This window comes from Nocardia gipuzkoensis, from assembly GCF_021183645.1.
GTDB lineage: Bacteria > Actinomycetota > Actinomycetes > Mycobacteriales > Mycobacteriaceae > Nocardia > Nocardia abscessus.
Genome location: NZ_CP089225.1, coordinates 5,503,353 through 5,529,838, shown reverse-complemented (window position 1 = coordinate 5,529,838; position 26,486 = coordinate 5,503,353). Strand labels below are relative to the sequence as shown.

Annotated in this window: 25 protein-coding genes; 6 read left to right on the top strand and 19 right to left on the bottom strand. The window is 69.0% G+C overall.

Going from position 1 to position 26,486, the window contains the following annotated elements:
• Nucleotides 1-3 precede the first annotated feature (3 nt).
• From LTT66_RS25230 to LTT66_RS25200, 7 genes are all read right to left on the bottom strand, one after another.
• Entirely contained in the window at nucleotides 4-300 is a 297-nt protein-coding gene (locus LTT66_RS25230) for a hypothetical protein (RefSeq protein WP_043694168.1), read from the bottom strand.
• A 51-nt stretch (nucleotides 301-351) separates the two neighbouring features.
• Nucleotides 352-1,014, bottom strand: coding sequence for a DUF6668 family protein (locus LTT66_RS25225; RefSeq protein ID WP_181724850.1), 663 nt, complete (start codon nucleotides 1,012-1,014; stop codon nucleotides 352-354).
• Nucleotides 1,011-1,889: a MinD/ParA family ATP-binding protein gene (locus tag LTT66_RS25220; protein WP_181724848.1), complete on the bottom strand. Its 879-nt coding sequence runs from the start codon at nucleotides 1,887-1,889 to the stop codon at nucleotides 1,011-1,013. Before LTT66_RS25220 ends, LTT66_RS25225 begins: the two co-directional genes overlap by 4 nt.
• 15 nt (nucleotides 1,890-1,904) lie before the next feature.
• On the bottom strand, nucleotides 1,905-2,873 hold the full coding sequence (locus tag LTT66_RS25215) for a hypothetical protein (protein WP_233060924.1): 969 nt from the start codon (nucleotides 2,871-2,873) through the stop codon (nucleotides 1,905-1,907).
• A 57-nt stretch (nucleotides 2,874-2,930) separates the two neighbouring features.
• On the bottom strand, nucleotides 2,931-4,529 hold the full coding sequence (locus tag LTT66_RS25210) for a cutinase family protein (RefSeq protein WP_233060923.1): 1,599 nt from the start codon (nucleotides 4,527-4,529) through the stop codon (nucleotides 2,931-2,933).
• A gap of 301 nt (nucleotides 4,530-4,830) precedes the next feature.
• On the bottom strand, nucleotides 4,831-7,239 hold the full coding sequence (locus LTT66_RS25205) for a RelA/SpoT family protein (protein ID WP_233060922.1): 2,409 nt from the start codon (nucleotides 7,237-7,239) through the stop codon (nucleotides 4,831-4,833).
• Between the two features lie 389 nt (nucleotides 7,240-7,628).
• Complete coding sequence (locus tag LTT66_RS25200; protein ID WP_233060921.1) at nucleotides 7,629-8,606, bottom strand: alkaline phosphatase family protein; 978 nt, start codon at nucleotides 8,604-8,606, stop codon at nucleotides 7,629-7,631.
• Nucleotides 8,607-8,878: 272 nt separating this feature from the next.
• Here LTT66_RS25200 and LTT66_RS25195 point away from each other — a divergent pair, with 272 nt between their 5' ends.
• Together LTT66_RS25195 and LTT66_RS25190 are read left to right on the top strand one after the other, a co-directional pair.
• The gene (locus LTT66_RS25195) at nucleotides 8,879-9,634 is read left to right on the top strand and encodes a metallophosphoesterase family protein (protein ID WP_233060920.1); all 756 of its coding nucleotides are present in this window, start codon (nucleotides 8,879-8,881) and stop codon (nucleotides 9,632-9,634) included.
• 14 nt (nucleotides 9,635-9,648) lie between these two features.
• The gene (locus LTT66_RS25190; protein ID WP_233060919.1) at nucleotides 9,649-9,981 is read left to right on the top strand and encodes a YnfA family protein; all 333 of its coding nucleotides are present in this window, start codon (nucleotides 9,649-9,651) and stop codon (nucleotides 9,979-9,981) included.
• Nucleotides 9,982-10,131: 150 nt separating this feature from the next.
• Here the strand turns inward: LTT66_RS25190 and LTT66_RS25185 are convergent, their stop codons facing one another.
• From LTT66_RS25185 to LTT66_RS25170, 4 genes are all read right to left on the bottom strand, one after another.
• Nucleotides 10,132-10,767 (bottom strand): NUDIX hydrolase, encoded by a 636-nt coding sequence (locus LTT66_RS25185; RefSeq protein WP_233060918.1) that lies wholly within the window; start codon nucleotides 10,765-10,767, stop codon nucleotides 10,132-10,134.
• A gap of 68 nt (nucleotides 10,768-10,835) precedes the next feature.
• On the bottom strand, nucleotides 10,836-12,089 hold the full coding sequence (locus LTT66_RS25180; protein WP_233069393.1) for an adenylosuccinate synthetase: 1,254 nt from the start codon (nucleotides 12,087-12,089) through the stop codon (nucleotides 10,836-10,838).
• A gap of 13 nt (nucleotides 12,090-12,102) precedes the next feature.
• Nucleotides 12,103-13,050 carry a hypothetical protein gene (locus tag LTT66_RS25175; RefSeq protein ID WP_233060917.1) on the bottom strand — a complete coding sequence of 316 codons (948 nt, stop codon included), beginning with the start codon at nucleotides 13,048-13,050 and terminating at the stop codon, nucleotides 12,103-12,105.
• 155 nt (nucleotides 13,051-13,205) lie between these two features.
• A complete protein-coding gene (locus LTT66_RS25170; RefSeq protein WP_233060916.1) occupies nucleotides 13,206-13,715 on the bottom strand; it encodes a winged helix-turn-helix transcriptional regulator in 510 nt (169 codons plus the stop codon).
• A gap of 79 nt (nucleotides 13,716-13,794) precedes the next feature.
• Between LTT66_RS25170 and LTT66_RS25165 the strand changes: the two genes are divergently transcribed.
• Together LTT66_RS25165 and LTT66_RS25160 are read left to right on the top strand one after the other, a co-directional pair.
• On the top strand, nucleotides 13,795-14,208 hold the full coding sequence (locus LTT66_RS25165) for a nuclear transport factor 2 family protein (RefSeq protein ID WP_233060915.1): 414 nt from the start codon (nucleotides 13,795-13,797) through the stop codon (nucleotides 14,206-14,208).
• Nucleotides 14,209-14,217: 9 nt separating this feature from the next.
• The gene (locus LTT66_RS25160) at nucleotides 14,218-14,574 is read left to right on the top strand and encodes an MmcQ/YjbR family DNA-binding protein (protein WP_233060914.1); all 357 of its coding nucleotides are present in this window, start codon (nucleotides 14,218-14,220) and stop codon (nucleotides 14,572-14,574) included.
• 4 nt (nucleotides 14,575-14,578) lie between these two features.
• On the opposite strand, the gene LTT66_RS25155 is transcribed toward LTT66_RS25160, so the two are convergent.
• From LTT66_RS25155 to LTT66_RS25125, 7 genes are all read right to left on the bottom strand, one after another.
• Nucleotides 14,579-16,168 (bottom strand): ABC-F family ATP-binding cassette domain-containing protein, encoded by a 1,590-nt coding sequence (locus tag LTT66_RS25155; protein ID WP_233060913.1) that lies wholly within the window; start codon nucleotides 16,166-16,168, stop codon nucleotides 14,579-14,581.
• A 369-nt stretch (nucleotides 16,169-16,537) separates the two neighbouring features.
• Complete coding sequence (locus tag LTT66_RS25150; protein ID WP_233060912.1) at nucleotides 16,538-17,110, bottom strand: adenine phosphoribosyltransferase; 573 nt, start codon at nucleotides 17,108-17,110, stop codon at nucleotides 16,538-16,540.
• A 37-nt stretch (nucleotides 17,111-17,147) separates the two neighbouring features.
• On the bottom strand, nucleotides 17,148-18,869 hold the full coding sequence (locus LTT66_RS25145) for an ABC transporter substrate-binding protein (protein WP_233060911.1): 1,722 nt from the start codon (nucleotides 18,867-18,869) through the stop codon (nucleotides 17,148-17,150).
• Between the two features lie 18 nt (nucleotides 18,870-18,887).
• Nucleotides 18,888-20,123 carry a protein translocase subunit SecF gene (gene secF, locus LTT66_RS25140; RefSeq protein WP_181724820.1) on the bottom strand — a complete coding sequence of 412 codons (1,236 nt, stop codon included), beginning with the start codon at nucleotides 20,121-20,123 and terminating at the stop codon, nucleotides 18,888-18,890.
• A 7-nt stretch (nucleotides 20,124-20,130) separates the two neighbouring features.
• Entirely contained in the window at nucleotides 20,131-21,786 is a 1,656-nt protein-coding gene (gene secD / locus LTT66_RS25135) for a protein translocase subunit SecD (protein ID WP_233060910.1), read from the bottom strand.
• 119 nt (nucleotides 21,787-21,905) lie between these two features.
• On the bottom strand, nucleotides 21,906-22,274 hold the full coding sequence (yajC, locus tag LTT66_RS25130) for a preprotein translocase subunit YajC (protein WP_233060909.1): 369 nt from the start codon (nucleotides 22,272-22,274) through the stop codon (nucleotides 21,906-21,908).
• 181 nt (nucleotides 22,275-22,455) lie between these two features.
• On the bottom strand, nucleotides 22,456-23,946 hold the full coding sequence (locus tag LTT66_RS25125) for a flavin-containing monooxygenase (RefSeq protein WP_233060908.1): 1,491 nt from the start codon (nucleotides 23,944-23,946) through the stop codon (nucleotides 22,456-22,458).
• Between the two features lie 78 nt (nucleotides 23,947-24,024).
• Here LTT66_RS25125 and LTT66_RS25120 point away from each other — a divergent pair, with 78 nt between their 5' ends.
• Both LTT66_RS25120 and LTT66_RS37130 read left to right on the top strand, forming a co-directional pair.
• Entirely contained in the window at nucleotides 24,025-24,648 is a 624-nt protein-coding gene (locus LTT66_RS25120; RefSeq protein ID WP_195148994.1) for a TetR/AcrR family transcriptional regulator, read from the top strand.
• 151 nt (nucleotides 24,649-24,799) lie between these two features.
• Complete coding sequence (locus tag LTT66_RS37130; protein WP_269821971.1) at nucleotides 24,800-25,363, top strand: DivIVA domain-containing protein; 564 nt, start codon at nucleotides 24,800-24,802, stop codon at nucleotides 25,361-25,363.
• Between the two features lie 34 nt (nucleotides 25,364-25,397).
• Here the strand turns inward: LTT66_RS37130 and ruvB are convergent, their stop codons facing one another.
• Nucleotides 25,398-26,480, bottom strand: a complete 1,083-nt coding sequence (gene ruvB, locus LTT66_RS25100; protein WP_181722057.1) for a Holliday junction branch migration DNA helicase RuvB — start codon at nucleotides 26,478-26,480, stop codon at nucleotides 25,398-25,400.
• Between the last annotated feature and the right edge of the window lie 6 nt (nucleotides 26,481-26,486).

Here is a 26,486-nt window from a genome sequence, read left to right as displayed (position 1 = left end):
GCCTCAGGTGCCGATGACGGCGTTCATGATGGTGCCCGCGCTGGTGGCGACCACGCCGCCGATCATCGCGCCCGCCACCATCTTCGGCGACTCCAGACCACCGCCGGTCCACTTCTCCCAGGCGAACCTGCCGCCGGCGTAGACGATGCCGCAGATTCCGGACAGCAGGACGAACCACGTGAGATACCGCACCAGCTGCAGGATCTTCTCCGAGCCCGGCGGCGCCTCCGGCGTCGGATTACCGACTTGCGCGAGTACGGTGCCGTACGTGTCCTGCACGGCGAGGAGGAGCATGCTCATCGGGTGCCTTTCTCGAATAGTGGGTGGTTGTCGCCGTTTCGAGGCGGACGATCACTCGTCGGGCGGCTTGCGGAGATCCGGTGACCGGCGGTCGTAGCCGGCCTCCTCCAGTGCCGTCCGAGCGGCCGCCACGATGTCGGCGCCGAGCTCCCGGACATCGAGCGGGACTTCCTCCAGCAGATCGAGCTTGCGCTTCCTGGGCGGCAGCGGATCACCGGGCGACCACACCGGCAGCTGCTCGGGTTCGACCAGCGTCCACTCCTCGTACCACGGCACCTGCCACACCTGTCCGGCCAGAGAGCCGACCACGTCGCGATAGCGCCGGATCTCGGGGGCCATCCGGCCGGGGCGCGCGGCTACGGTGATCAGGCCGAGCACGTCGGAGGGGCCGGCGAAACCCGAAAGATGTTGGCGCAGAAGATCGTGCGCGCGGGACAGACCGGCGATCGTCTCCCTGGCGACCAGGACGACGAACGGACTTTCGCGGTCGAAGACGCCGGGCCAGCGGCGGCCCGAATCCGCCGCGGGCGCAAGCACATGCGCGAGGGTACTGGCTCCGGCACCGCCGTGCACACCCAGCAGCCAGACCAGCGGCGCACGGCCGACACCCGGTACCGGACGGTCCCAGATGGCGGCACGGCGGGACTCCGGCGGGGCGATCACACCGGCGGGCGTCGGGTCGGGCTGGCGCGGAAAAATCATGGCGGCGGTCATGATGCCACCCCGGCGAGCAGGCGCCCATATGCCCGGCGCGTCTCGGCGGCCAGCGAGGCGTGCCGCACGAGTTCGCCACGGGCCAGGTGCGGATCGTAGGGGATCTCCATAATGTCGCGAACCCAGCCGGACAGATGCTCGCGCAAATGATCCGCTACCCGGGAATCGTCACCCGGGTATTGATGCGAGACCACGATCGTGGTGTCGCCGACGACGCCGCCGCCGTGCCCCTCCCCCGGGTCGCCGAACTGGTCGTCGAGCCATTCCAGGGCGACCCGCAGCCGGTTGGCCGCGTCGGTGCGGGCCGGAATGGCAAGCACCAGAGCCACATCCGCGTCATCGAGCAGGGGAATCAGTTGCCTGGCGGCAATCGGGTGCCCGCCGTCGTAGACGGCGGTGTATCCCGCGTCGTGCACCGCGCGCGCGACCGTGAGATAGGTCGCACGCCTGCGCAGCGGCGCGGCATCTCGCCAGAGCAGACCGATACCCGAAGTCGCGCGCGACAGGCACTCCTTCAACGGCGCGGGCTCGTCGTCACCGCGGCCGTACAGCCAGGACTGCAAACTGATCGGGTGCAGATGCTCATCGGCGCCGCGCAGCGCGAGATCGCTGCCCGCCGAGGTGGCGTCCACCGCGACCGTCGGCGTCCCGCCCGTGCCGAGTTCACCCGCCAACCCCAACGTCGTCGTGGTGGTACCCGCACCACCGCACCCACCGACCACCAGAATCGGCCGCTGCACCGGGTGATCGGCCTCGGAGCCGCTGCCCTTGCCGCGCCGCAACCGCACCACCGGAGCCTTGGAGCGCACCGGCCGGCCCGACGCCGCGCCCTCGCCGGGCGTCTCGTCGAGCCAGCGGCTCCAGTCCTCTCCCATCGCCTCTGCTCTCCTTTATCCGGCCGCGATACCCGTGATCAGGGTGCGACCGTCGATCACCGCGGTGGTGACCGTCTGTCTGTTGTACGTGGCGGGCACGCCGCCAGGCCGGTACTCGGTCACCTCCACCGAATACCTGTTGTCACCGGCGCCCACGATCCGCACGCAATGTGCCGTGCCCACCGGGACCGAGTCGATCCCCCGCTGAATGACCCAGGCCGGCTGGACGTTGGCATCCGGCGCGACGGCCGCGCGGGCCCGTTCCCCGGAGCGTTCGACGTAGTACGCGTATTGGAACGACAGCACCGCGTCCGGTCCGGATCCGGTGCCGCCTGCCTCCGCGCTGCGCACGACCGTGTCGCTGCGTTCGGTCGGGCAGGCGCCCGCGCTGATCGCGCGCGGATCGGTGCCCGCCTGCGCGCCGCCGACGGTGAGTTGCACCGACTCGGACATGTGCGAGTCCCTCGTCAAAGCGGCGCGATCGGCCGCGGAGCGCAGCAGCAACAGCACACCCACCGCGGCCACGGCGATGACCAGCACCGCCACGATGACGAGGATCAGCAGCCGGGCCCGGCGCAGGGCGGGGTGGTCACGGGCGGCTTGCCGCAGCGCACGCGACTCCGCGGGACGCGGCCGGTCCTCGGGCTCGGGTTCGTCGTCGTCGGCCCACGGGAACGGGACCGGACCGACCGGCCGGGGCGCGACGTAGTCGTCGTCAGGACCGGGTGCGTGGCCGGTCACCACCCAATCCGACCACCCTCCGGTGAATTCGCTGCGCTGGGCGGGCAGATCCGCCGGGACCTCGTCGGGTCTGCGCTGCCAGGGCTGGTCGTCGTCGCGAATGTAGTCCGGGTAGCGCGATGGCCCGTCATCGTCCGCGGGGGCGATGACGTTCGGCTCGTCACGCTTGCCTGGCTCCGGCGCGTCGGTTTCCGGCTCCAAAGCGCCGTACCAGCGGGAAAGCTGTTTGTACGACTTCAACATTCCCCCATTCCCGCAGAGCAGGGCACGCAGTATCGCATCGTCGGACCCTCTCGGCGATCAGTTCGTGGAGAACGGGTAGGCGTTGGGTATGCCGGGTCGGTCGGTGGGCGGAATCGATGTCACGCCGCCGGATGAGGCGCCATCGGCTCCTGTCCCGAACGGAAATTGTCCCGTACCGGACGAACTCGACGTGGGAGACGCGCCGGAGCCGTCCCCGAAGAATCCGGTGGGCTGCTTCTCCAGCACGCCCCGCGGCTCGGCCTTGCCACCGAAGGCGTCGGCGACGTCGCGGGCGACGGCCGCGAACCAGTCGGCGACGAACTGGGTGGGGGCGGCGCCGTTCGCCGAGACGGTCGCGCTGCCGTAGGCGGTGTGGCGCTGAACGGTGTCCCAGTAGCGCACCCAGGTGGTCGTGTTCAGCAGTTCACTGTTGTCGGTGATGTTCTGCACTACCGCGTCGAATGCCTGGGTGACCAGCCGGACTCCGGTGGTCGGCGGAATCAGCTGGGGGATGGCGCCGAGCAACCTGGCGCCGAGCAGCAGCAGCGCGGCGGGCGGATTCGCCAGGCCCGCGGTAGCCAGCTCGGAGATGTTCGCCGGGTTGATGACCGCCCGGACCACCGTGACCACGGAGTTCAACCCGATCATGCCGACCTTGAGCAGTGCCTGCAACGCACCGGGCAGATTCAGCGACGTGCGCGGGTCCGAGGCGTCGGCCAGACGCTGCGAGATCGACTTCCGCGGCGAGATCGCCAGGGTGGCCAGCGAATTGCCCTGGACGTCCTCGTTCACCACTTGGGTCGCGGTCTTGATCGAGGTGAACGCCAGCGCCTGGGCGATGGACACCAGCGAGGCGATCGGGTCGCCACCGCTGAGCTTGGACTGGCCGACCACGTTGGCGACCGCTTTCAGGATCGGCGCGCCGTCCGGGGCGTCGCACGCCAGATCACCCGCCGTGCAGAAACTCGCCACCCGGCCCGTGAGCGCCCCGAAGTTGGCGGCCTTGTCCCGTTCCGGGCCGATGCCGCCGCCGGCGGCGGGTGTCTGCGGCAGGGCGGCGAGGGATCCGAGCCGGTCACCCGAGGTTCCCGGCGCGGGATCCGGCCTCGCCTTGCCCGGCGAACCGGGGAACAGCGGCGCGCCCGGATTGCGGGTGGGGTCACCGAACAGCGCGACGGCCGCGACCTTCTCGGCGGGCAGCACGCCACGACCCTGGCCGATCTCCTGGGCGAACATCGAAGCGACGTGCGCGCCCTGCGAGTAACCGACCACCGCGAAACGGGTGTTCGGGCAAGTGTCGGCGACGGTTTCGGCCATGTTCCGCAAACGGTCGAGGCCGCCGGTCACCGATTCCGAGTAGGGTGCCGCGCCACCGCCGGTCACACCGCCGAAACCGGATTCGTATGGCACATAGGCCCGGTCGACCAGACCGGTGTCGGGAGCTTTCGCCATCATCGGGCGGAAGACGGTGGAGAGCATGCCGGTATCGGTGCTGGGCGCCGCGTCCGGCGAGGATTCACCGGTGCCCTGAATTCCCAAGGCGTACAACGCGGGACAAGTCGCGAGGCGAATGTTCGTGGACGGACCGGCGGGACTCGACGGCTCCGCCGCGGCGACACCTGCGGTCGCCACAACCACGGCGAGTGCTACCAGCATCCCCGAGAGTCTTGCCGTGTATCCAGTCATAGCGATCCGCAATCAAGTCGTCTGCCGCAGCTACCTCAACGCCATGAAACGCAATAGACGGTAACAGATTCCGGCTATTACTGCCGCATCGACGGAAAACTTCCATGACACGCCGACATGAACGCGACACACCGCGGCGCGTTCCCGGAATCAGTCCGACAAGTTTCCGACAACCCGCCGCGGATGGCAACCCCGGAACCGATGCCGCGCACGCGAAACTCGTTGCGTCGACAGTTAATTGATAGCTATCGATTGGTGGCGGAGCCGTCGATCAGGCCGCGGAGGTGACGCGGTAGACGTCGTAGACGCCCTCCACGTTGCGCACCACGTTCAACAGGTGCCCCAGGTGCTTCGGATCGCCCATCTCGAAGGTGAACTTGCTGATCGCCACCCGGTCGCCGTGCGTGGCCACCGACGCGGACAGAATGTTGACCTTCTCGTCGGCCAGCACCTTCGTCACGTCGGACAGCAGCCGCGTGCGATCGAGCGCCTCGATCTGGATGGCGACCAGGAACACCGAGGACGGCGACGGCGCCCAGGACACCTCGATGATCCGTTCGGCCTGCTCACGCAGCGAACCGGCGTTCGTGCAGTCGGTGCGGTGCACGCTCACCGCGCCGCCGCGGGTCACGAAGCCCATGATCTCGTCACCGGGCACCGGGGTGCAACATTTCGCCAGCTTGGCGACCGTGCCCGTGGCGCCGGGGATGAGCACGCCCGCGTCGCCGGTGACCCGCTGCCTGCTCGGCGTCGTCGACGGGGTGGAGCGCTCGGCCAGCTCGTTCTCCACGTCACCGATGCCGCCGAGCTGCGCCATCAGCCGCTGCACCACGTGGTGCGCGGAGACCTGGTGCTCACCGACGGCGGTGTAGAGCGTGGAGATGTCGGTGTAGTGCAGCTCGTGGGCGACCGCGGTCATCGCGTCGACGCTCATCAACCGCTGCAGCGGCAGCCCGACGCGGCGGACCTCCTTCGAGATCTGCTCCTTGCCGCTCTCCAGGGCCTCCTCGCGCCGCTCTTTGGCGAACCACTGGCGAATCTTGGCCTTGGCACGCGGCGACACCACGAAGTTCTGCCAGTCGCGGCTGGGTCCCGCGTTCTGCGCCTTGGAGGTGAACACCTCCACGACCTCGCCGTTCTCCAGCTGACGCTCCAGCGCGACCAGGCGCCCGTTCACCCGGGCGCCGATGCAGCGGTGGCCCACCTCGGTGTGCACGGCGTAGGCGAAGTCCACCGGCGTCGACTTCTGCGGCAACGTGATGACGTCGCCCTTCGGCGTGAAGACGAAGATCTCCGGCGACTTCAGGTCGAAGCGCAGCGACTCCAGGAACTCGGCCGGGTCGGCGGCCTCCCGCTGCCAGTCCAGGAGCTGGCGCATCCACGCCATGTCATCGACCTCGGCGGTGTCGTTGGAGTGCTTGCCGCGGGTCTCCTTGTAGCGCCAGTGCGCGGCGATGCCGAACTCCGCGGTGCGATGCATGTCCTGGGTGCGGATCTGCACCTCGAGGGGCTTGCCGTCCGGTCCGACCACGGTGGTGTGCAGCGACTGGTAGACGCCGTAGCGCGGCTGGGCGATGTAGTCCTTGAACCGGCCCGCCATGGGCTGCCACAGCGAGTGCACCACGCCGACGGCCGCGTAGCAGTCACGCACCTCGTCACACAGGATGCGGATACCGACCAGGTCGTGGATGTCGTCGAAGTCCTTACCCTTGACGATCATCTTCTGGTAGATCGACCAGTAATGCTTCGGACGGCCCTCGACGATCGCGTTGATCCGGGAGGCGGCCAGCGTGTTGACGATCTCGGCCCGCACCCTCGCCAGGTAGGTGTCGCGGGAGGGCGCGCGGTCGGCGACCAGCCGGACGATCTCGTCGTACTTCTTCGGGTGCAGGATCGCGAAGGCGAGGTCCTCCAGCTCCCACTTCACCGTCGCCATGCCGAGGCGATGGGCCAGGGGCGCAATGACTTCCAGCGTCTCCTTGGCCTTCTTCGCCTGCTTCTCCGGCGGCAGGAAACGCATGGTGCGCATGTTGTGCAGCCGGTCGGCCACCTTGATCACCAGCACGCGCGGGTCGCGGGCCATCGCGATGATCATCTTGCGGATGGTCTCGGCCTCGGCGGCGGCGCCCAGGTTGACCTTGTCCAGCTTGGTGACGCCGTCGACGAGGTGGGCGACCTCGGAGCCGAAGTCCTGGGTCAGCTGCTCGAGGCTGTAGCCGGTGTCCTCCACCGTGTCGTGCAGCAGCGCGGCCACCAGCGTGGTGGTGTCCATGCCGAGTTCGGCGAGGATGTTGGCCACCGCGAGCGGATGGGTGATGTAGGGATCGCCGGATTTGCGGAACTGATGCTTGTGCCGGTCGTCGGCCACGTCGAAGGCGCGCTGCAGCAGGGTCAGGTTCGCCTTGGGGTACAACTCGCGATGCACCGTGGCCAGCGGTTCGAGCACCGGCTTGACCGCCGCGATACCGCGCTGCCCCGTCATGCGGCGAGCCAGGCGCGCACGCACCCGGCGCGAGGCCGAGGTCGGGACGGCGGCGGAGGTGCCCGGCTGCCGCGGAGGCGTCGCGTTCGCCGGCGTCTGCGGTTTCGCGACCTGCGCGGCGTCGGTGGCGCCCGCACCGTTCGACTGCGGGCCCGACGTCGATTGCTCGACTTTCGCCTCGCCCAGATGCTGCGTCATGCCACCACCTCTCCGCGCCTCGATCGGACCACCCTATCCGACCGGTGCAACCTCCCGGACCACCAACTTTAGTCCGGGCGGAGCACCCACGTCCGCTCAGCGGGCGACGGATGCGCACCAGGGCCTTCGGAGAGGGAACGGGCGCCGAAGCCGGGCGGTTCCGGGCACACCTGGCAACCGTCAGATATCGGACACCCCCGAGCCGTCACGAGCAGCACCTTCCTGGGGGCGCGGCAACGAGACCAACGGCCGCACCTACCACGACCAGCGCTTTCCACCCGATGAGGGGAGAAGGGCGGAACCTGCGCCCGATATCGCCCCCGGCAGTCGATCGAGGAACAACCAGGGCACCGGAGCCGACGAGCCTCGGCTCGGTCCCCGCGGCTCGGTCAGCGAATGGCGGCGGGCTGGGGTTCGGAGAGCGGCGACCGGGCGGGCACGGGCTCGGGAAGCAGGGAGCGGCCGTCGAGATCGGCAGTGGAAGCGACGTCGAGGAGGTCGAGCACCGTAGGGGTGATGTCGACCAGGGTTGCTCGCGTACTGGTGGCGCCGGGCCGGAAGTCGGGGCCGCGGGCGATGACGAAATTGGTCGTCTCGTCGGCCGATCGGCCGCCGTGCCCGCCTTTCGGCGTGTGACCGTGATCGGCGGTGACCAGCACGGTCCACCGCTCGGCGGGGTGCGCGGCGGCGCGGGCGTCGACGGCGGCGACGAGGCGGCCGACCAGAGCATCGATGCGCGTCACGGCGTCCAGATAGGCGCGCGAGGCGCCACCGGCGTCGTGACCGGCGCGGTCCACCTGGTCCAGATGGGTGAAGATCAGGTCGGGCGCGAATTTGCCGATCGCGGTCACCACGGCGTCGGTGGTGGCGGCATCGGTGCGCGCCTCGTCGGGATCGTCCGGCACGGGCGCGGTGGAGACGACCACGTCGGCGCGGGGGCTGCCGCTGCCGGTCATGGTGGCGATCTGGTCCCAGGTCGCGATGGACTGCGTCTTCAGCGCCGGCCGGGCCCGTTCGAGCTGGGTGAAGACCGTCGGGTACCGCGCGAACGGCGCGGCGGTGAACTGGTTGTTCGTGATGCCGTGCTTGCGATCCCACACCCCGGTCAGCACGGTGGCCCAGGAGGGGCCGGAGATGGTGATGTGCGGGGCGATCGATGAACGGCTCAGCAAGCCCGCACTGCTCAGCCGCAACAGATTCGGCGCCTGAGCCTGCTCGATCTTGCTGTACATCAGGCCGTCCAAGCCGATCACGACTACTTTGGCCGCCTGTGCCTCCCCCTCGGCGATTCCGGCCGCACCGGACAGTGGGAGGAATACGGCCGCCGCGACGGCAACAACTTTGGGCAGCAGTCGCGCTCGGCTCATACCGCGAACCATGCGGGACCGACCGGGACGTGCGATAGCCCGTCGCCGCAGTGTTCATGGACGTTTCATCGGGAGCCACACTGCCCGTCGCCTCACTGAACACGCCTCGAACAAGGCATAGCGGAAAGCTATATCCGAACTTCACGGTGGGTCGCGGCGAGGTGAACGCCGAGTTTCCGCCGTGCGACGCGATCGGCGCGCCTGTGACTCACCGCCCGTGGCTCGGCACCGTCGCTTGACACGCCCTTCGCCGATATGGATGGCTGGCCGTCGTGACCGCACGATGCCTTCGCGTCGCGGCCGTCGGCGACCTCCATATGCGCGCGGCCGTGTCCGGACGTTTTCGTCCCGATTTCCTCCGCCTGTCCGCGGACGCCGACCTCCTTTTGCTGGCAGGCGATCTCACCGACGGCGGCAGCCGAACGGAGGCGGATCTGCTGTGCGCCGAACTCGCCGATCTTCCGGTGCCGGTGGTCGCCGTGCTGGGCAATCACGACCATGATCGGAAATCGGGCTACCTGATCGCGGCGCGGCTCACCGCGCTGGGCGTCCACGTGCTGGACGGCACCGCGATCGCACTCGCTGTCCAGGGAATACGGCTGGGCGTCGCCGGAGTCATGGGCGGCAGCGGCGGCTTCCCCGGCCATCCCGGCACACCGGAAGAAGGTTCCGCCGAACATCGCGCCCGCATGCGCCGCGGTCCGCTCGACGCCCTGCGGCTGCGCCAGGCGCTCGACCTGATCGACTGCGAAACCCGCATCGCTCTCATGCATTTCGCGCCTGTCCTCGACACATTGGCCGGTGAACCGCCCAAGATCTACCCCGGACTCGGCTGTCATGATCTGGCCGCGGCGGTCGACGCGGGCGGGGCGCTGCTCGCCGTCCACGGGCATGCCCACGGCGGAACGGAATTCGGTCGCACCCAGGGCGGTGTGCCGGTGCGGAACGTCTCCTACCCGGTGCTCGGGCGCACCTACGCCGTCTACGAGGTGGCTCCGGGCCAACGCCGTCCGGCCGATACCGGCTGAGTACCGTCCCCGCCATGACGGTCGCTCGCTCACTGCTCCTGTTCGCCCTCGCCGCGCTCGCCGAGATCGGCGGCGCCTGGCTGGTCTGGCAGGGCTGGCGGGAGCAGCGCGGCGTCGTCTGGATCGCCACGGGCGTCCTCGCGCTCGGCGCCTACGGCTTCGTCGCCACGTTCCAACCGGATCCGAACTTCGGGCGCATCCTCGCCGCCTACGGCGGTGTCTTCGTCGCGGGATCACTGGCGTGGGGCGTGCTGGTGGACAAGTTCCGTCCCGACCGCTGGGACTACCTCGGCGCGGCGATCTGCCTCGTCGGCGTCGGCGTCATCATGTACGCGCCACGGCGCTGAGTCATGTCCGTCCCACGGCGCAGTCGTGTCTGCCCCATGGCGCCGAGTCGTGTGCGCGCCGCGGCGCCGAGTCGTCGCCTCCGATCCGCGGCGACGTCGGCAGCGAACACGCACCGGTTCACGCCCGGAACGAAACGACGACGGCGGTGGCTACGCCGTTCCCTCCTCCGCGCCGAAGGCCCACACCGCGGCGGGCCGCCCGGTCGCCTTGACGCGACGCCGTTCGGTGGTGCGCGCCAGGCCGGGGACGGCAGCCAGGGTGCGGTTCAGGTTCGCGGGGTCGGGACGGGCTCCGGACAGCGCGGTGGCGGCCGCCACCGCCCTCGTCGCGGGAAACTCCGCGCCGAGGAGGGCACGGGTGAACGTCAGGTCCTTCCACAGCAACCGCGTCAGGACACCGCGGGCCACCGCGACGATGCGATCGTGGTCGAACGCCAGCTCGGGCACCTCGTCGAACCCGGTCCACCGCGCCGGTCCCTCGTGCGGGCCCACCACCGCCCACATCGCGATCGACAGCGTCGGTCCGCGCGGGTCGCGGTTCGGTTCGTCGAAGGTCACCAGCTGCCCCACCGGTCCGATGGCGGCCTCCGGCACACCCAACTTGGTGTGCACCGCTCGCCGCGCCGCCATCGCCAGCCGCTCCCCCCGTCCGAGCAGCACACCCGGCAGGGCCAGCTGCCCCGCGAACGGCTCCAGCGCACGGGGTGCGATCCCGAACCGCACTTCACCGTCCTCGTCCCAGAACCGCAACGCCACCACATCCACCGACACAACGGACTGCTCCACGGCCACCCATCCTGCCCGACCGTCCGCACCGCGGGTGGACCGTCTCGCGGTGCGCCACCGCGGACGATTCACGCCGCGGCGGTATATGCCGCGCGGCTGCGGTGACGGCGGCCGGGGCCGTGGCCGGTGAGGACGACCGGCACGCCGAGCGTCCCGGCCAGCCAGGGCAGGGGGTCGGCAGGCAATTCGGCGAGGACGGGTTCGGCGCGGGACAACAACCCGGTCAGCTCCCGCTGGTGGTCCAGGTCCTGCCAGCGCCCAGCGGGCACCGCGTCCACGGCGACACCGTCAACGGTGTATCCCGTGGCGGCGTATCGCGTCCCTGGCACGTCGAGATGGTTGACCGCGATCCCGTCGACGCCGCCGCATACCTCGATGGCGTAGCGCAGCAGGACCGTGTCCAAGTGCCCGAGACGGAACGCGCCTTGGTACCGGCCTGCCGCATTGTGCGGCTCGGGCAGATCGAGGCCGGGAACCTCGGTGGGGAGCGGACCGGCGCCGTGGCGGGTCTGATAGGTCCGGGTGACGCCGAGCACGTAACCGGACGCGCCGATCTCGGCGAGCATCGCCCGCGCGTTGCGCGGCTCGACGGTGGACCACGTCGTGTGCGGATGGAACCCGCGCCACTCGTCGAGCAGGACGCCCTGGGCGCCTTCGAACACCAGCCGGCCCTGCCGCGCGAACCGGGCCAGCTGATCGTCGCCCACCACGGGTACCGCCCCGGCGAACTCGCGATACATCTCGACCAGATCATCGATCGGTTCGTAGCGATGATCGCTCGAGGCGATCAGCGGCGCGTAGAACGCCGCCAGCGTCCGCAATTTGCGCCGCAGCACCATGGGGCGCAGGCAATCCGACACCGTGGGAGCGTCGTGCGCGAGCGCGTATCCCGCGGTCTCGCCGATCCCGCGACCGCACGAACCGTGCCGCGCGGAACCCCGCGCATCCTCGCGCGCACGGTTGGCGGCGATGTGGACGGGCGTGGTGAGTAGCGCCCGCCCATCGATCCGCAACAGCGACAGCGGATCTCGGACGCCCAGCGCGGCCAGCCTGCGTGCCTCCGCGGCCAGCGCGATCGGCTCGACCAGCATGTGCCGCGACAGCAAGGTCGGCACGCCCGCGAACGTCCCCGATCCGAACTGAGCGAACGTGTGATGCCGCCCGTCGGCGATCACGTTGTGCGCCGCCTGCGCCCCGCCGTTGAACCGGACCACGGCGGCGACATCGAATCCCGCCTCGGGTGCGCAGAGCCAGTCGACCGTGGCGCCCTTGCCCGCGTCCCCGAAACCGAGATCCACGACGATGATGTGCGGCCCGTACATGCCCGCCCCGGTTTCAGCCGCGGCCACGCGGCAGTGCGCGCGGTCGCCCGCCGTCGACTCCCAGCGCCTTACCGACCGACGCGGCCTCGGCCACGGACCCGACATCCCGCAGGTCGGCCAGCCCGGCGGAGAGGTCGACGCGCCCCTCGGCCAATCCGATCGTCAGCGCGATGAGTTCGCACACCGCGGCCGGGTCGTCCAGACGCAGGAAGTTCTGGCCGAGCAGCGCGCGCCAGTGCTCGGCGATCTCCGGATCATGGAAGTAGCTCGACTGGTCGGGCAGGATGTAGTGCACGTGCCAGCGTTCGGCGAGCTCGCGGTACACGGATTCCACCGAGATGTCTCGGCGCACACTGTCTCCGATGACCGCGCGGATGTGGCGGGAGGCCAGCCGCGGCTTGTTCAGTTCGTCACCGATCAAGAACAGGTAGCCCTTCTTGCGCCGCTTCTCCCACGCGTCGGTCACGATGTGCGTCGCCAGGAAATAGGCGGCCAGTTCGTAGCTTTCGGACTTCTGCCCACCACCGCCGCCCTCCAGAAAGACGGCGCGCAACTGCTCGTCCATCCGATTGTCGGATTCGAACTGACCGATCTGCAGCGGCACGCGGTCGGTATCCGCGTCACCGATGGCCCCGAACAGGATCTGCGGATCCTCCGCGTATCCCTTGCGCCGCAACAGCCCGTGCAGCGTGCCCAGCTTGTCCTGCATGATCCGCGGTACCCGGCCCATCGATCCGGTGACGTCGAACAGCACCGCGATGGGCAACGAGTTGCCGTGCTCGGCCGAATCCCGGCATTCGCGCGCGGTGACCCCCAGCGGATCCAGCATCGGATGCACCCGCCAGTCCGCGGGCGGCTCGGCCCGCATCTGGGCGGTGTAGCCGAAATCGTCGATGCCGCGGGCGGCACGGAAGGTCTTGGCCGCGTGGTAGGCGGAGTCGTCCCAGTGTCCATATCCCATGTGATCACGTCCTCTCTTTGTTTTAGTCTAGATGACTAAAACAAAGCCGGTCAAGGGTTCCGACCGCCACGCAGCCGATGGGCGCACGCATGCCTACACCCCGAACTCGCAACTATCCGGCCCGGCAAGGCATCCGGCCGGGCGGAACACCCGGATCAGTCGGCGGCGGCTCCCGCTTCGAGCAAGTCGCCGATCAGCATCGTTCCCGGCCCCTGCCGGCCCCCGGGGCCGGGCAGCCACCGAACATCGTCCGCGGTGAGCGGCTCGCCGCATTCCAGGCACACCACTACACCGGAGGTCGGCCGACCGCACTCGCGATGGACCACGACGGCGGGCGGGCCTTCCGCGCCCGACAGCCATTTGTCACCCCAGGTGATCAACATGGTGAGCACCGGATACAGGTCACGGCCACGTTCGGTGAGCAGGTACTCGTAGCGGAGCGGATTCGACTGGTACGCGCGCTTTTCGACGATGCCGTGCTCCTGCAGCGCATCCAGGCGAGCGGCGAGCACGTTGGAGGCGATGCCGAGATCGCGGCGGAGATCCTCGAAGCGGCGCAGCCCGACGAACAGGTCGCGCAGGATCAGCGGCGTCCAGCGCTCACCGATCGCGTCCACCGTGCGCGCGATGGAGCAGACGATGTCGGAGAAAGCGGCCTTGGGCATTCGCCCAGTCTAGTCCGTTGCTTTTTGCAAGTGACCTCCACTAGGTTCGAATCCATCGACGAGCCAAGGGGTGAGGGACATGTCCGAAGCGATCGCCGAGTTCCGCAGGGCCACGGAGGCGGGTGACATCGACGCGTTGACCCAGGTCTTGGCGCCCGACGCCGAGCTGATCTCGCCGCTGTCGGGCCGGCTGGTGTTCCGCGGCCGAGACGACCTGCGCGTGCTGCTCTCGGCGGCCTACGGCAGCCTCACCGGCTTGCGCTGGACCGAGGAGATCGGCGACGGCGCGCGGCGCGTCCTGCTGGCCGCCGCCACGATCGGACCGTTCCGGCTGACCGAGGCACTGGTCCTCGGACTCGATGAGCAGGGCCGCATCCGCACGTTGCAGCCCCACTTGCGGCCCTGGCTCACGCTCACCTACCTCGCGGTGCGGCTGGCGCCCGGCCTGCTGAGACATCCCGGCATCCTGCGGCGGGCTGCCCGCGCCGCGTAAGCTTCACCGGTGGACCCGCTCGCCCGCATTCGCGCGATCTGCCTGGAGCTACCGGAGAGCACCGAACGGCCCAGCCATGGCTCTCCCACCTTTTTCGTTCGCACGAAAACCGTGTTCACCTACTACCTCGAGAACGGGCATCGGGAGCCGGGCGCGACGATCTGGTGCCCGGCTCCCGTGGGCGTGCAGGCCGAACTGATCGCCGCCGAGGCCGCCCGGTTCTTCGTGCCGCCCTATGTCGGGCACCGCGGCTGGATCGGCGTTCGTCTCGACATCGCACTCGACTGGGACGAGGTGGCCGAGATCGTCCAGGACGGTTACCGCCTCGTCGCCCCGAAGCGGTTGTCGGCGCTGCTGGACCGATAGCGCGTCAGGTCACCAGCGTCTCCGCCAAGCCGTCGGCGGTGAGCTCGAGACGCCGGGTGACTCCGATGTCGTCGAGGAAACGCGGATCGTGGCTCACCACGATGAGCGCGCCCTCGAAGCTCGCCAGCGCCTGGGTGAGGTGCTCCAAGCTGGGCAGGTCGAGGTTGTTGGTCGGCTCGTCCAGCAGTAGCAGCCGTGGTGCCGGATCGGCCAGCAGCAGCATGGCCAGCGCCGCGCGCAACCGCTCGCCGCCGGATAGTGCCGCGGCCGCGACATCGGCGTCGGCGCCGCGGAACAGGAAGCGGGCCAGCTGCGCCCGGATCCGTTCCGCGGACGCGTGCGGCGCCGTCGAAGCGACGTTGTCGAACACCGAACGCCGCTCGTCGAACACGTCCAGCCGCTGCGGCAGCATGCGCCACGGCACCTTCGGCCCCTCCTGCGCGATGGCCCGCAGCAACGTCGTCTTGCCGACGCCGTTGCGACCGGTCAACGCGATCCGCTCGGGACCGGACACCCGCAGCGTCACCGTCGGCCCGCAGGCCAGCTCGACTCGGTCCAGCTCGATCACCTCCTGGCCGGGATACAGCCGCGTGTCGGGCAGCTCCACCCGGATCTCCCGATCGTCGCGCAACAGCTCCTTGGCCTGCTCGAGCTGTTCCTTGGCGGTGTCGAGCTTCTCGATGTGGTTGTTGCGCAGCTTGCCCGCCGATACCTGCGCCTGCCGTTTGCGTTCGCCCATCACGATCTTCGGCTCCCGCTTCTGGTCCCACATCTTCTGTCCGTACCGCTGCCTGCGGTCCAGCTTGATGCGCGCCTCGACGAGCTCGCGCGCCTGCTTGCGAACGTCGCTGCGCGCATCACGGATCGCCGCGCGAGCCGCTTCCTGCTCGGCGGCGACGATCCGCTCGTACTCGCTGAAATTACCGCCGAACAGCCGCATTTCGCCGTGCCGCAACTCCGCGATGGACGTCATCCGCTCCAGCAGCTCACGATCGTGGCTGACCGTCAGCACCGTGCCGGAGAACTGTCCGACCACCTCGTAGAGCCGTGCGCGAGCCACCTGATCCAAGTTGTTCGTCGGTTCGTCCAGCAACAGCACGTCGGGTTCGGCGAGCAGTTCGGCGACCAGCCCGAGCAGCACCGTCTCGCCGCCGGACAGTGTGTCCAGGGTGCGATCGAGCTGTTCCACCGAATCGGCGACGTAGTGCAGGCCGAGCCGGGCCAGCAAGGCCAAGGCTCGCTCCTCGACGTCCCAGTGATTGCCGACCAGGTCGAAATCGGCTTCGCTCCCGTGCCCGGATTCTATGCGGTGCAACGCTTTTCGTACTTCAGCGATGCCGAGCACCGCATCTACGCGCTGACCCGCGCCCAGACCGAGGTCTTGGCGCAGATACCCCAGATGCCCGGTGACAGTGACGGACCCGCGAACGGGCTTCAGCTCCCCCGCGATCAACCGCAGCAGCGTGGACTTGCCCGCGCCGTTTCCGCCGACCAGGCCGATGTGACCGGGACCGAGGACGGCGTCGAGCCCCTCGAAAACGGGGGTGCCGTCCGGCCAGCCGAAAGTGAGATCGGAAAAAGACAGATTGGTCATACCAGCTCCCAGAGGTTGCGACGAAACACGGCGCGCGAATGCGGGCCGCACGTGTGGCTACCTCAGATGAGCAACGGCAGAACTCCGATCAACGGGGATAAGACCTGTCCAGGGTAAACACAACTCCGGCGAATGCGCCAGTGCAATTCGGATCACACTTCCGGGTCAGGACGACGCGCCGATGGTGGCGGCCACGGCCGCGCCCGGCTCCCCCGCGGCTACCATCCGCCGCAGCTGCCGCGCCTCCCGGCTCGTCAGACCGCACGTCGCGGCCCTGAGAGTAATCGTGGTGCGGGGCAACGATTTCCGCTACGCGGAGCCAGCCGCGAGTGGCGGGCGGGCTTCCGCGTACGGTCTATCCGTACCGGCTCAGAGCTTGACGATCGAGGTCAGCGGGTAGTCACCTTGCCGCGCACGCCCGCCGAGGAAGCCCAGTTCCAGCACGACCGCGGCGGCGGCCACCTCGGCGCCCGCCTGCTTGAAGAGTTCAGCGGCGGCGGCGAGGGTGCCCCCGGTGGCCAGAACGTCGTCCAGCAACAGAATTCGGCGGCCGGACAGGTCGATGCCGTCCCCGGGAATCTCCAGCGCGGCGGTGCCGTATTCGAGGCTGTATTCCCGGCTGATCACCGGCGGCGGCAGCTTGCCCGCCTTGCGGATCGCGAGCACGCCGGTGCCGAGAGACGCAGCGACACCGGCCCCGAGCAGGAAGCCGCGGGCGTCGACGCCGGCCACCAGATCGGCGTCGGGCGCGCACGAGGCCAGGCACTCGACCACCGCGCGAAAGCCCTCCGCGTCGGCGAACACCGGGGTGAGATCCGCGAAACGGACACCGGGAGTGGGGAAATCGTCGTGCCAACGGGTCAAACGGTCGACCACCTCGGCGGCTTTGGTGGTCCGTTCGGCGGCTACCTCGTCGGATTCGATTGCCGCGTGCTTGCTCATCGACACCTCTCCATGATCACATCACCCACACCATCTGTCACCGCTCGAGCACCCACCGGTCCATGTTCCATCCGGATCCGGCCTGGTTGGGGGCAGCGATCCCGTTGCGCAACCCCTTGCCGAAGGCGATCGTGCGCGGGGTGGCGAACAACGGAATGCTCGGCAGCTCCGCCCACAGCAGGTTCTCGGCCTCGATGAGCAGATTCAGCTGTGCGCCCGAGTTGTCCTCGGCCCCGAGCTGATCGGTGATCGCATCGTAGCGGCCGTTGCCGAAGCGACCGACATTCAGCCCGCTACCGGTGCGCAACGCGCTGGTCGCGGTGACTCCCGCGATCGAACCCGCCGGACCGGGCGCCGACGCGGTGCTGCCCAGCACGGCGTCCACCTTGCCCTCGGCGAGCCGGGCAGGCGTGAAGTCGGGCGCACCGGCGTCCACCACGGTGATCCCCGCCGGTTTGCAGGCCTCGGCGATCATCGCGACGGTCTGCGCGCGGCGATCGTCCGGAGCCGTATAGCCGATGCGGACAGTTGGGTTCGGTGCGCCGGAGGCCGCCACCGCCCTGGTCGCGTTGGCCACGTCGCCGCCGGAGTACTTGTTCGACGCGGCGATGACCGCCGGGTAGAACAGGGAATCCTGCTGCACGACGTGCGCGTTGAGCGGGCCGGAGCCCAGCCCCGTCTTCGGCGCGTCCGGCACCTTACCGAGCTTGTCGAACAGCGTCTGCCGCGGCAGGCACAGCGCGAACGCCCGGCGCGCCTCGACCGAGGAGAACACTCCGCCGGTCGTCAGCACCAGCTGCTCGGCGCCCCGGCCGGGCACGGTCTGCACCGAGAAGCCGCCCAGGTTCAGGTCTTTCACCGAGTTCGCGCCGATGTCGAGCACGCCGACGGCGTTGTCGCCGACTTTCTGCTTCAAGTCGAAGGTCTTCGGCCACACCACGATTCGCCCGGTCGCCGGCTTGTTTCCCCACCACCGCTCGTTGGCCACCAGCACCAAACCGTCGGCGCTGCCGAAGGATTCGATGCGGTAGGGCCCCGAGGAAGGGAACCGCGACAGGTCCAGCTTGCCGTCGGCAGGGATGGTCCATCCGGTGTTCCAGAACTCCGCGATCCGGCCGAGAGCGTTCGGATCGCCGGTCTGCAAGGCCGACACGACGTTGGGCACGTTCGCCACCCGTGCCGCGACATGCGCGGGCATCAGCTCACCCGCCGTGAACAGGTTGCGCCACGGCAGGTAACGGCGACCGGGCCGGAACACCACCGTGGCGTCACGGGAGCCGGGCTGGCATTCGACCCGCTCGATGTCGGCGTAGCCGCTGGTGCTCGCGGCGTCGAAGAGCGGAACCGGTCCCCGGTCACCCGGTTTGGTGTACCGCCCGCTGCGGGCGGCCCAGACCAGCACCAGGTCGTCACACGAGGTCGGTACGCCGTCGGAGTACACGCCGTCGGGATTGAGCCGGTACTGGATGGTCTGCGACTCGCCCGGCACCTCCTTGGCGGTGCCGAAGTCGGTGTCGGCGACCTGCTGGCCGTCCGGACCGGTGTAGAAGAACCCGGTGAGCACCCGGGAGAACACCGCGGGCGAGCCGGAACTCGCCCCGAGTGTGCTGCCGCCGTTATAGGTGGCGATGGTGGCATCGGTCGCGTAACCGATGGAGGGCACCTGGTTCTTGCTGGAGCATCCGACCATCAGCCCGGCGGCCACCGTGCCCGCAACGAGCGCTCCGATCAGTCGTACCGCCCTGCGTGGCTGTCGCATGAAACCCCCTGCCTGGTGTCAGTTCCGCCTCTTGTGCCGTTTCCCGCTCGGGCGCGCGCCTGGTCGCGGCGCCTGCCCGGCCGCGCGCTGCCGGCGCGGAGTCTCGTCCAGGTCCCGTCCCGCCGCCGTGCTCGCCCGGCGCTCGGCCGCGACCCCCGCGCGAGCGCTGGCCGCGCCCGCCCGCTTGGCCAGAACCTTCCTGGTGTGCGCCGCCACCGGTCCCCAGCGTTCCTTGATCGAGACCAGCAGCGGAGTCGCGAAGAAAATCGAGGAGTACGTGCCGATCAGCAGACCGACCAGCTGCACCAGCGCCAGGTCCTTGAGGGTCCCGACGCCCAGCATCCAGACCGCGATCACCATCAAGCCGACGATCGGCAATATGCCGATCAGAGCGGTGTTGATCGAGCGCATGAGCGTCTGGTTCACCGCGAGGTTGGCCTGCTCACCGTAGGTGCGTCTGGTCAGATGGAGAATACCGTGGGTGTTCTCCTCGACCTTGTCGAACACGACGACCGAGTCGTAGAGCGAGAAGCCGAGGATGGTCAGGATGCCGATCACCGTCGCCGGGGTGACCTCGAATCCGACCAGCGAGTACACGCCCGCGGTGACGGTGACGTCGAAGACCAGCGCCGCCAGCGCCGCGATGGCCATGTGCGTCTCGAAGCGGACCGCGATGTAGACCGCGACGAGCACGAGGAACACCGCGAGCGCGATGAGCGCCTTGCGGGTGATCTGGCTGCCCCAGGTCTCGCTGACGTCGGAGGTGCTGATCGCGGCCAGGCTCGGGTTGCCGGTCTTGTCCTTCGGCTGGAACTCGGCGAACAGCGCGCTGTTGACCGCCTCCACCTGCTCCTGGTTCAACGCCTCGGACCGGATGAGCATCGTGGCCGACCCGCCGGTGCCGACGGTCTGCACCGAGACCGGGTCGGTGCCGATGGCGCCCCGGTAGACATCCTCCACTTCGCTGGTGGTCGCGTTCCCGGCCGGGAACTGGATGCGGGAACCGCCCTCGAAGTCGATGCCGAAGTTGAAGCCGCGGAAGAGGATGCTGCCCAGCGAGATGAGCACGATCACGGCGGTGATGAGATACCACATCCGGCGCTTGCCGATGACGTCGATCGCGCCCGTGCCGGTGTAGAGGCGGTTGAAGAAGCCGTGCTTGGGCGGCTGCGGCTCGGTGACCGCCTCGAATACGTCGGTGACTTCGGTGGCGCTCGGCTTGTCGAGCGAATGGGTGGTGTGGCTGTTGGTCATCGCGTCCTCACGCCTTCCCGAGGGCGGCCGCGGCCGCCTTCCGCTCGCGGGCGATCTGCTGGATCGCGCCGAGGCCGTTCACCGACGGCTTGGACCAGAACGCCGTCCGGGAGGCGAGCAGCACCAGCGGCGAGGTGACCAGGAAAACCACCACGACGTCGAGGATCGTGGTGAGACCGAGGGTGAACGCGAAACCCTTCACCTGGCCGACGGCCAGGATGTACAGCACGGCCGCGGCGATGAAGCTGACGGCGTTGCCGGACAGGATGGTCCGGCGGGCGCGCTGCCAGCCGCGCGGCGCCGCGGAACGGAAGCTGCGCCCCTCGCGCATCTCGTCCTTGATCCGTTCGAAGAACACCACGAACGAGTCGGCGGTCATACCGATACCGATGATCAGACCGGCGATCCCGGCGAGGTCGAGCGTGAAGCCGATCCAGCGTCCGAGCAGCACCATGATGCCGTAGACGGCCAACCCGGAGGCCACCAGCGACAAGCCGGTGACGAAACCGAGCATCCGGTAGTAGGCGAGGCAGTAGAGCAACACCACCGCCAAGCCGATCGCACCGGCGAGCAGGCCTGCCTTCAGCGACGACAGGCCGAGCGTGGCGGAGACCGTCTCGGCCTCGGAGGTCTGGAACGACAGCGGCAGCGAGCCGTACTTCAACGTGTTCGCCAATTCCTTCGCCGACGACGCGGTGAAGTTGCCCGAGATCTGGGTGCGGCCGCCCTGCTGCGGCCCCTGCTGCACGACCGGTGCGCTGACCACCTTCGAGTCGAGTACGAAGGCGACCCGCTTGTAGACGTACTCGCCGGTCAGCGCCGCCCAGGCGTCACTGCCGCCGGACTTGAAGTCCAAGTAGACCTCGTGCCTGGCCTGCTGCTGGTTCAGGCCGGAGGTGGCGTCCTTGATCTCCTGGCCGTCGATGCGGCTCTTGTCCAGCAGGAACACCTCGGTGCCGTCGGTCGAGCAGGTCACCAGCGGAAGGGCCGGGTCGTCGTTGCCCGCGAGCGGATCGGCCTTCCCGCAGTCCAGGGTGGCCAGCGCGGTCTGCTGCACGGACTGATCGGTGCTCTGCCGCAGTGCCTTCGCCGCCTGGATCTCTCTGGTGGCCTCTTCGGTGGGCGTCAGGGCGGGATCGGCCGGCGGCTGGGTCGGCTGCTGGGCGGGGAACACCCGCTGCTGCGGTGCGGGTGTCGGCTCCGCGGTCTCCGGCGTGCTGGGCTGGGCCTCCGGCGCCTGCTGCGTGCCCGGCGCGGTCTGCGGGGTGGCGCCGCGACCGGCGGCGGGCACGGCCTGCAGCACGGGGCGGATGTAGAGCTTGGCGGTCGTCGCCAGCGCGCGCGCCTGCTGCCCGTCGTCGCCGGGCACGGTGATCACGATGTTGTCGCCATCGATGACGACCTCGGAGCCGCCGACACCGAGCCCGTTGACCCGGTTCTCGATGATGTCCTGCGCCTTCTTCAGGCTGTCCTGGCTCGGCTTGCTGCCGTCCGGCGTGCGCGCGGACAGTGTGACCCGGGTGCCGCCCTGCAGGTCGATGCCGAGCTTGGGCGTCGGGGACTTGTCACCGGTGAAGAACACCAGCGCATAGACCACGGCCAGCAGCGCGGCATAGACGCCGAGCAGCCGGAGCGGGTGCGCCGATCCTTGGGAAGGTGGCACAGTACGTCATCTCCTAGGCGGGAAGTCGAGGATGAAACGAGCAGGCAGGCACCAGCGCCGCCGGGTGCGCGGACGGAGGGCCGCGGCGACATCCGGCGAGGCGGGCACAACCGGAACGATCAGTCCTTGGTCAGGCGGGTCTCGGTCTGCTCGGCGGATTCCTCGACGGTCGCGGTCGCGTCCGCGTCGTCCGAGCTCGTGGCGTCCGCGCCGGTCGACTCGGTGGTCACCGCGTCCTCGGCGCGTACCTCACGGATGGCCTGACGCAGCCACGTGGTGACCACGTCCTCGGCGATCTCGAGGTCGACCGTCGTGTCGTCGAGTTCGACCACGGTGCCGTACAGACCCGACGTGGTGATGACCTGATCGCCGATCTTCAGGTTGTCCTGCATACTCGCGACCTTCTCGGCCTCCCGCTTCTGACGGCGGACACCGAGGAACATCGGCACGAGCAGGGCTACCAGTAGCAGCGGAAACAGCAGTTCCATCGTCGAAGTCAGTCCCTAGTGTTGTGGGTGGGATGGACAAGTACCCACACAGTCTGCCAGTTCGCCGCGCGGATGCCACACCCGCACGCCCGCTGGACAGCCATAACGCCCCTTCACACGCCGACTCGCCCGCCGGAACACGCTCCGGCGGGCGAACTCGCGTGCGACGCGGCCCCGGGAGTCAGGCGATCTCGCCGTAGCGGTAGTCCTCCAGCGGGAAGCTGACGGCTTCGCGGTGCGCGTTGAGCGTGCTGGTCGGCCGCAACAGGGCGGCCTCGCCGTGCTGGTTGAAGTAGTAGCTGCGCGCGGTGGCGCAGTCGCCGCCGTAGAAGACCGACGAACCGAGCTTGGCGGTGACCCGGTCCAGGAACGCAGCGTTGGCCTGCTCGGTGACCTCGAAGGTGTGCTCGCCCCGCCTGCGCAGTTCGCCGAACAAGCGGCCCATGTGCTTCATCTGCGCCTCGATGGTCGTGAAGTAGGACAGACCGCTGTAGGAGTAGGGGCTGTTGAGGCTGAGGAAGTTCGGGAACTTCGGCACCGTGATGCCCTCGTAGGCTTGGAAACGGTTGTCCCGCCAGAACTTTCCGAGGTTCACTCCGTCGCGGCCGATGATCTCGATGGCCGGGAAGTTCACGTCCCAGAGGTTGAAGCCGGTGGCCAGGATGAGCGTGTCGATCTCGGTCTTGTGCCCATCGGCGGTGACGATGCCGTCCGGCTCGACGCGCTCGATCGCGTGGGTCTCCAAGCGCACGTGCGGCTGGTTGAACGTCGTGAAGTAGTGGTTGGAGAAGGTCGGCCGCTTGCACCCGAAGTCGTAGTGCGGCGTCAGCTGCCTGCGCGTTTCCTTGTCGCGCACGGATGCGCGCAGATGCGCCTTGGCCAGCGCTCCCGCGCCCTTGTTCATCAGCTTGGCCTGCTTGAAGTGCAGCACCCCGACCACCATCAGGGCCTCCAGCAAGCTGGTGTTGACCAGCCGCGCCGCCTTCTGCGTGGCGGGAACCCGTTCGAAGAGCCTCCGCACCGGGCCGGGGATCGCGGTATCGATCTTCGGGACCACCCAGATGGGAGTGCGCTGGAACACCGTGAGCGCCTGCGCCCTTTTGGCCACTTCGGGCACCAGCTGCACGGCGGTGGCGCCGGTGCCGATGATCGCGGCCCTGCGGCCGGTGAGATCGAAGCCATCCTCCCACGCGGTGGTGTGGATGATCTTGCCCTGGAAAGAATCGATGCCGGGGAACGGCGGAGTGTAGGGCTGGGAGAGGAACCCCGTCGCGGTCAGGAGGTACCGGCCGGTGATGGTCTCCCCGCCCGCGATCGAGACCACCCAGTGCTGCTGCTCGTCGTCCCAGCGCGCGCCGTCGACGAGGGTGCCGAAGCGCATCCGGCGCCGCAGGCCGTACTTGCCGGCGACGTGTTCGGCGTACTTCTTCAGTTCCGCGCCCGGCGCGAACAGGCGCGACCAGTGCGGATTCGGCTCGAACGAGTAGGAGTAGGTGACCGAGGCGATGTCCACCGCCAGACCCGGATAGTGATTGACGTGCCAGGTGCCCCCGAGATCGTCCTCCCGCTCCAAGATGACGTAATTGCTCAGGCCGAGCCGATCGAGCTGAATGCCCGCCCCCATGCCCCCGAACCCCGCACCGACCACGACCGCGTCGTATTGAGGCGCCACGCCGAACCTCCTGCTAGCTGAACCACATATCACGGAATGACACATCATTCCGCTTGTGACGACTGTATCATCGGCTAGGTGACGAAGCCATCCACGCGTGCCGAGCGACGGAAAGCCGAACTGCGCCAGGAGATCATCGACACCGCCTTCGTCTGTTTCGCGGAGAAGGGCTATCACGCGACCGGCATCGCCGACATCGCGGGCCACCTAGGTATCGGACACGGCACCTTCTACCGGTACTTCAGCAACAAGCGCGACATCATCGACCACGTCATCGATGATCTGGCCGCGCGCATCATCGCCGCCCTAGGCACCGAGAACGCCCCGGACGCCGCCGCCACCCTCGACGAATACCGCGCCCAGATCGACCGCATCGGCGTGGCACTCACCGAGATCCTGCTGGCCGACCGCAGGGTGGCCCAGCTACTGCTGTTCCATGCCACCGGCATCGATGACGAACTCACCCAGCGGCTGTACGGACTGCTCGACACCGCCGACGCGCTCACGGCGGGCTATCTCGACCACGGTGTCGAGCTGGGCTACCTGCGCGCCGACCTGGACACCCGCAACACCGCGCGGGCGGTGACCGGCATGCTCATCGCGGGCATCGTGCACTCGCTGCGCGAACCGGACGAGGCCGCGATCGCCGGACTCAACCAGGCGATCCGCCGTCTGCTCGTGGACGGCGTGCGCAAGGATTGAGCAACGCGGCAATCCCCCTGACACCACCACCGGGCGCTAGGGTGAGGCGCACTGATCCGACGCTTCGCCAGGGGGACGGCCCTTGTTCGCAAAAGGCCAGGGAATTCCGAAACTTTCCTTCCGAGCGGTCCGGCGCACCGAGCCTGACAGAATGGCGCCCGTGACCCCGGAGGACGTGCGCCGCACCCGTTTCGCGACTTCGACGCTCGGCCATCGCGGCTACCACGCGGACGAGGTGGACGCGTTCCTCGAACTCGTCGCCGCGACCCTGGCCGGACAGGGGGTGCTCGCCGCCGACGATCTGCGGCATGTCAGCTTCGACCCGCCGCGCCTCGGCCAGCGCGGCTATCGCGCCGATGAGGTCGACGAGTATCTGGATCAGCTGCGCACCGAGCTGGAGTTCCGTCAGCGCGGCGTCCGGCCGGTGCCGGCCGCGAACGGCAACGGCCACCCCATGCTCACCCCCGACGACGTGCGCCGCATGCGATTCACCCCGGCCCCGCTGGGCCGACGCGGATACAACGAGGAAGAGGTCGGCGCGTTCCTCGATCTGGTCGCCGCGAGCCTCGCACACGGCGGACCGGGCAGCCTCACCATCGATGACGTCCAGACCGTGCGCTTCACCGAGGCCCGCCTCGGCACTCGCGGTTGTCAACGCGACGAGGTCGATGCCTTTCTCGACTTGGTCGCCGCCGCATTGCGCCATCGCCACTGATCGGCCACCGCGCCCTCGTTCCCGCAGGGGCGGGTCATTCGAACAGGTCGAGGGTGGGATGTGGCTCGCGGCCGCGCACTTCGATGGAGCCGAACACCAGGTCGGGTGGCGGGACGAGGCCGAGGTGCTCCCAGGCGGCGGCGGTAGCCACCCGGCCGCGGGGTGTGCGCGCGACCATACCCGCGCGAACCAAGAACGGTTCACATACCTCTTCGACGGTCGCGGCTTCCTCCCCGACCGCCACCGCCAGGGTGGACACCCCGACCGGGCCACCGCCGAAACTGCGGACGAGCGCGCCGAGCACCGCGCGGTCGAGGCGGTCGAGGCCGAGCACGTCCACGTCGTAGACCTCGAGCGCGGCCTGCGCGATAGGGCGGGTGATCCGGCCGTCGGCGCGGACCTCCGCGTAGTCGCGGACGCGCCGCAGCAGGCGGTTGGCGATGCGGGGCGTGCCGCGCGAGCGGCCCGCGATCTCGGCCGCCGCCTCCTCATCGATGACGACGCCGAGAATGTGCGCCGACCGTTGCAGGATGCGCAGCAGCTCCCCCGGCTCGTAGAAGTCCATGTGCCCGGTGAAACCGAAGCGGTCGCGCAGCGGCCCGGTCAGCGCTCCGGACCGGGTGGTGGCGCCGACCAGGGTGAACGGCGCGATGTCCAGGGGAATGGAGGTGGCGCCGGGCCCCTTGCCGACGACCACGTCCACCCGGAAGTCCTCCATCGCCAGATAGAGCATCTCCTCGGCGGGGCGGGCCATCCGGTGGATCTCGTCGATGAACAGCACGTCGCCCTCGACCAGGTTGCTGAGCATGGCGGCGAGATCGCCCGCCCGCTCCAGCGCGGGGCCCGACGTGATCCGCAGTGCGGTGCCCAGCTCCGTGGCGATGATCATCGCCATACTCGTCTTGCCGAGGCCAGGCGGGCCGGAGAGCAGGACGTGGTCCGGCGTGCCGCCGCGCTGTTTGGCTCCGCGCAGCACCAGTGCCAGCTGTTCGCGCACCCTGGGCTGACCGATGAAGTCGTCCAGCGACTTCGGGCGCAGATTGGCTTCGATCTCGCCGTCGGACTTCAGATAGCTTGCGCTGACCTGGGATTCGGCGGGTTCCTCTCGGTGGTCCATGACGCG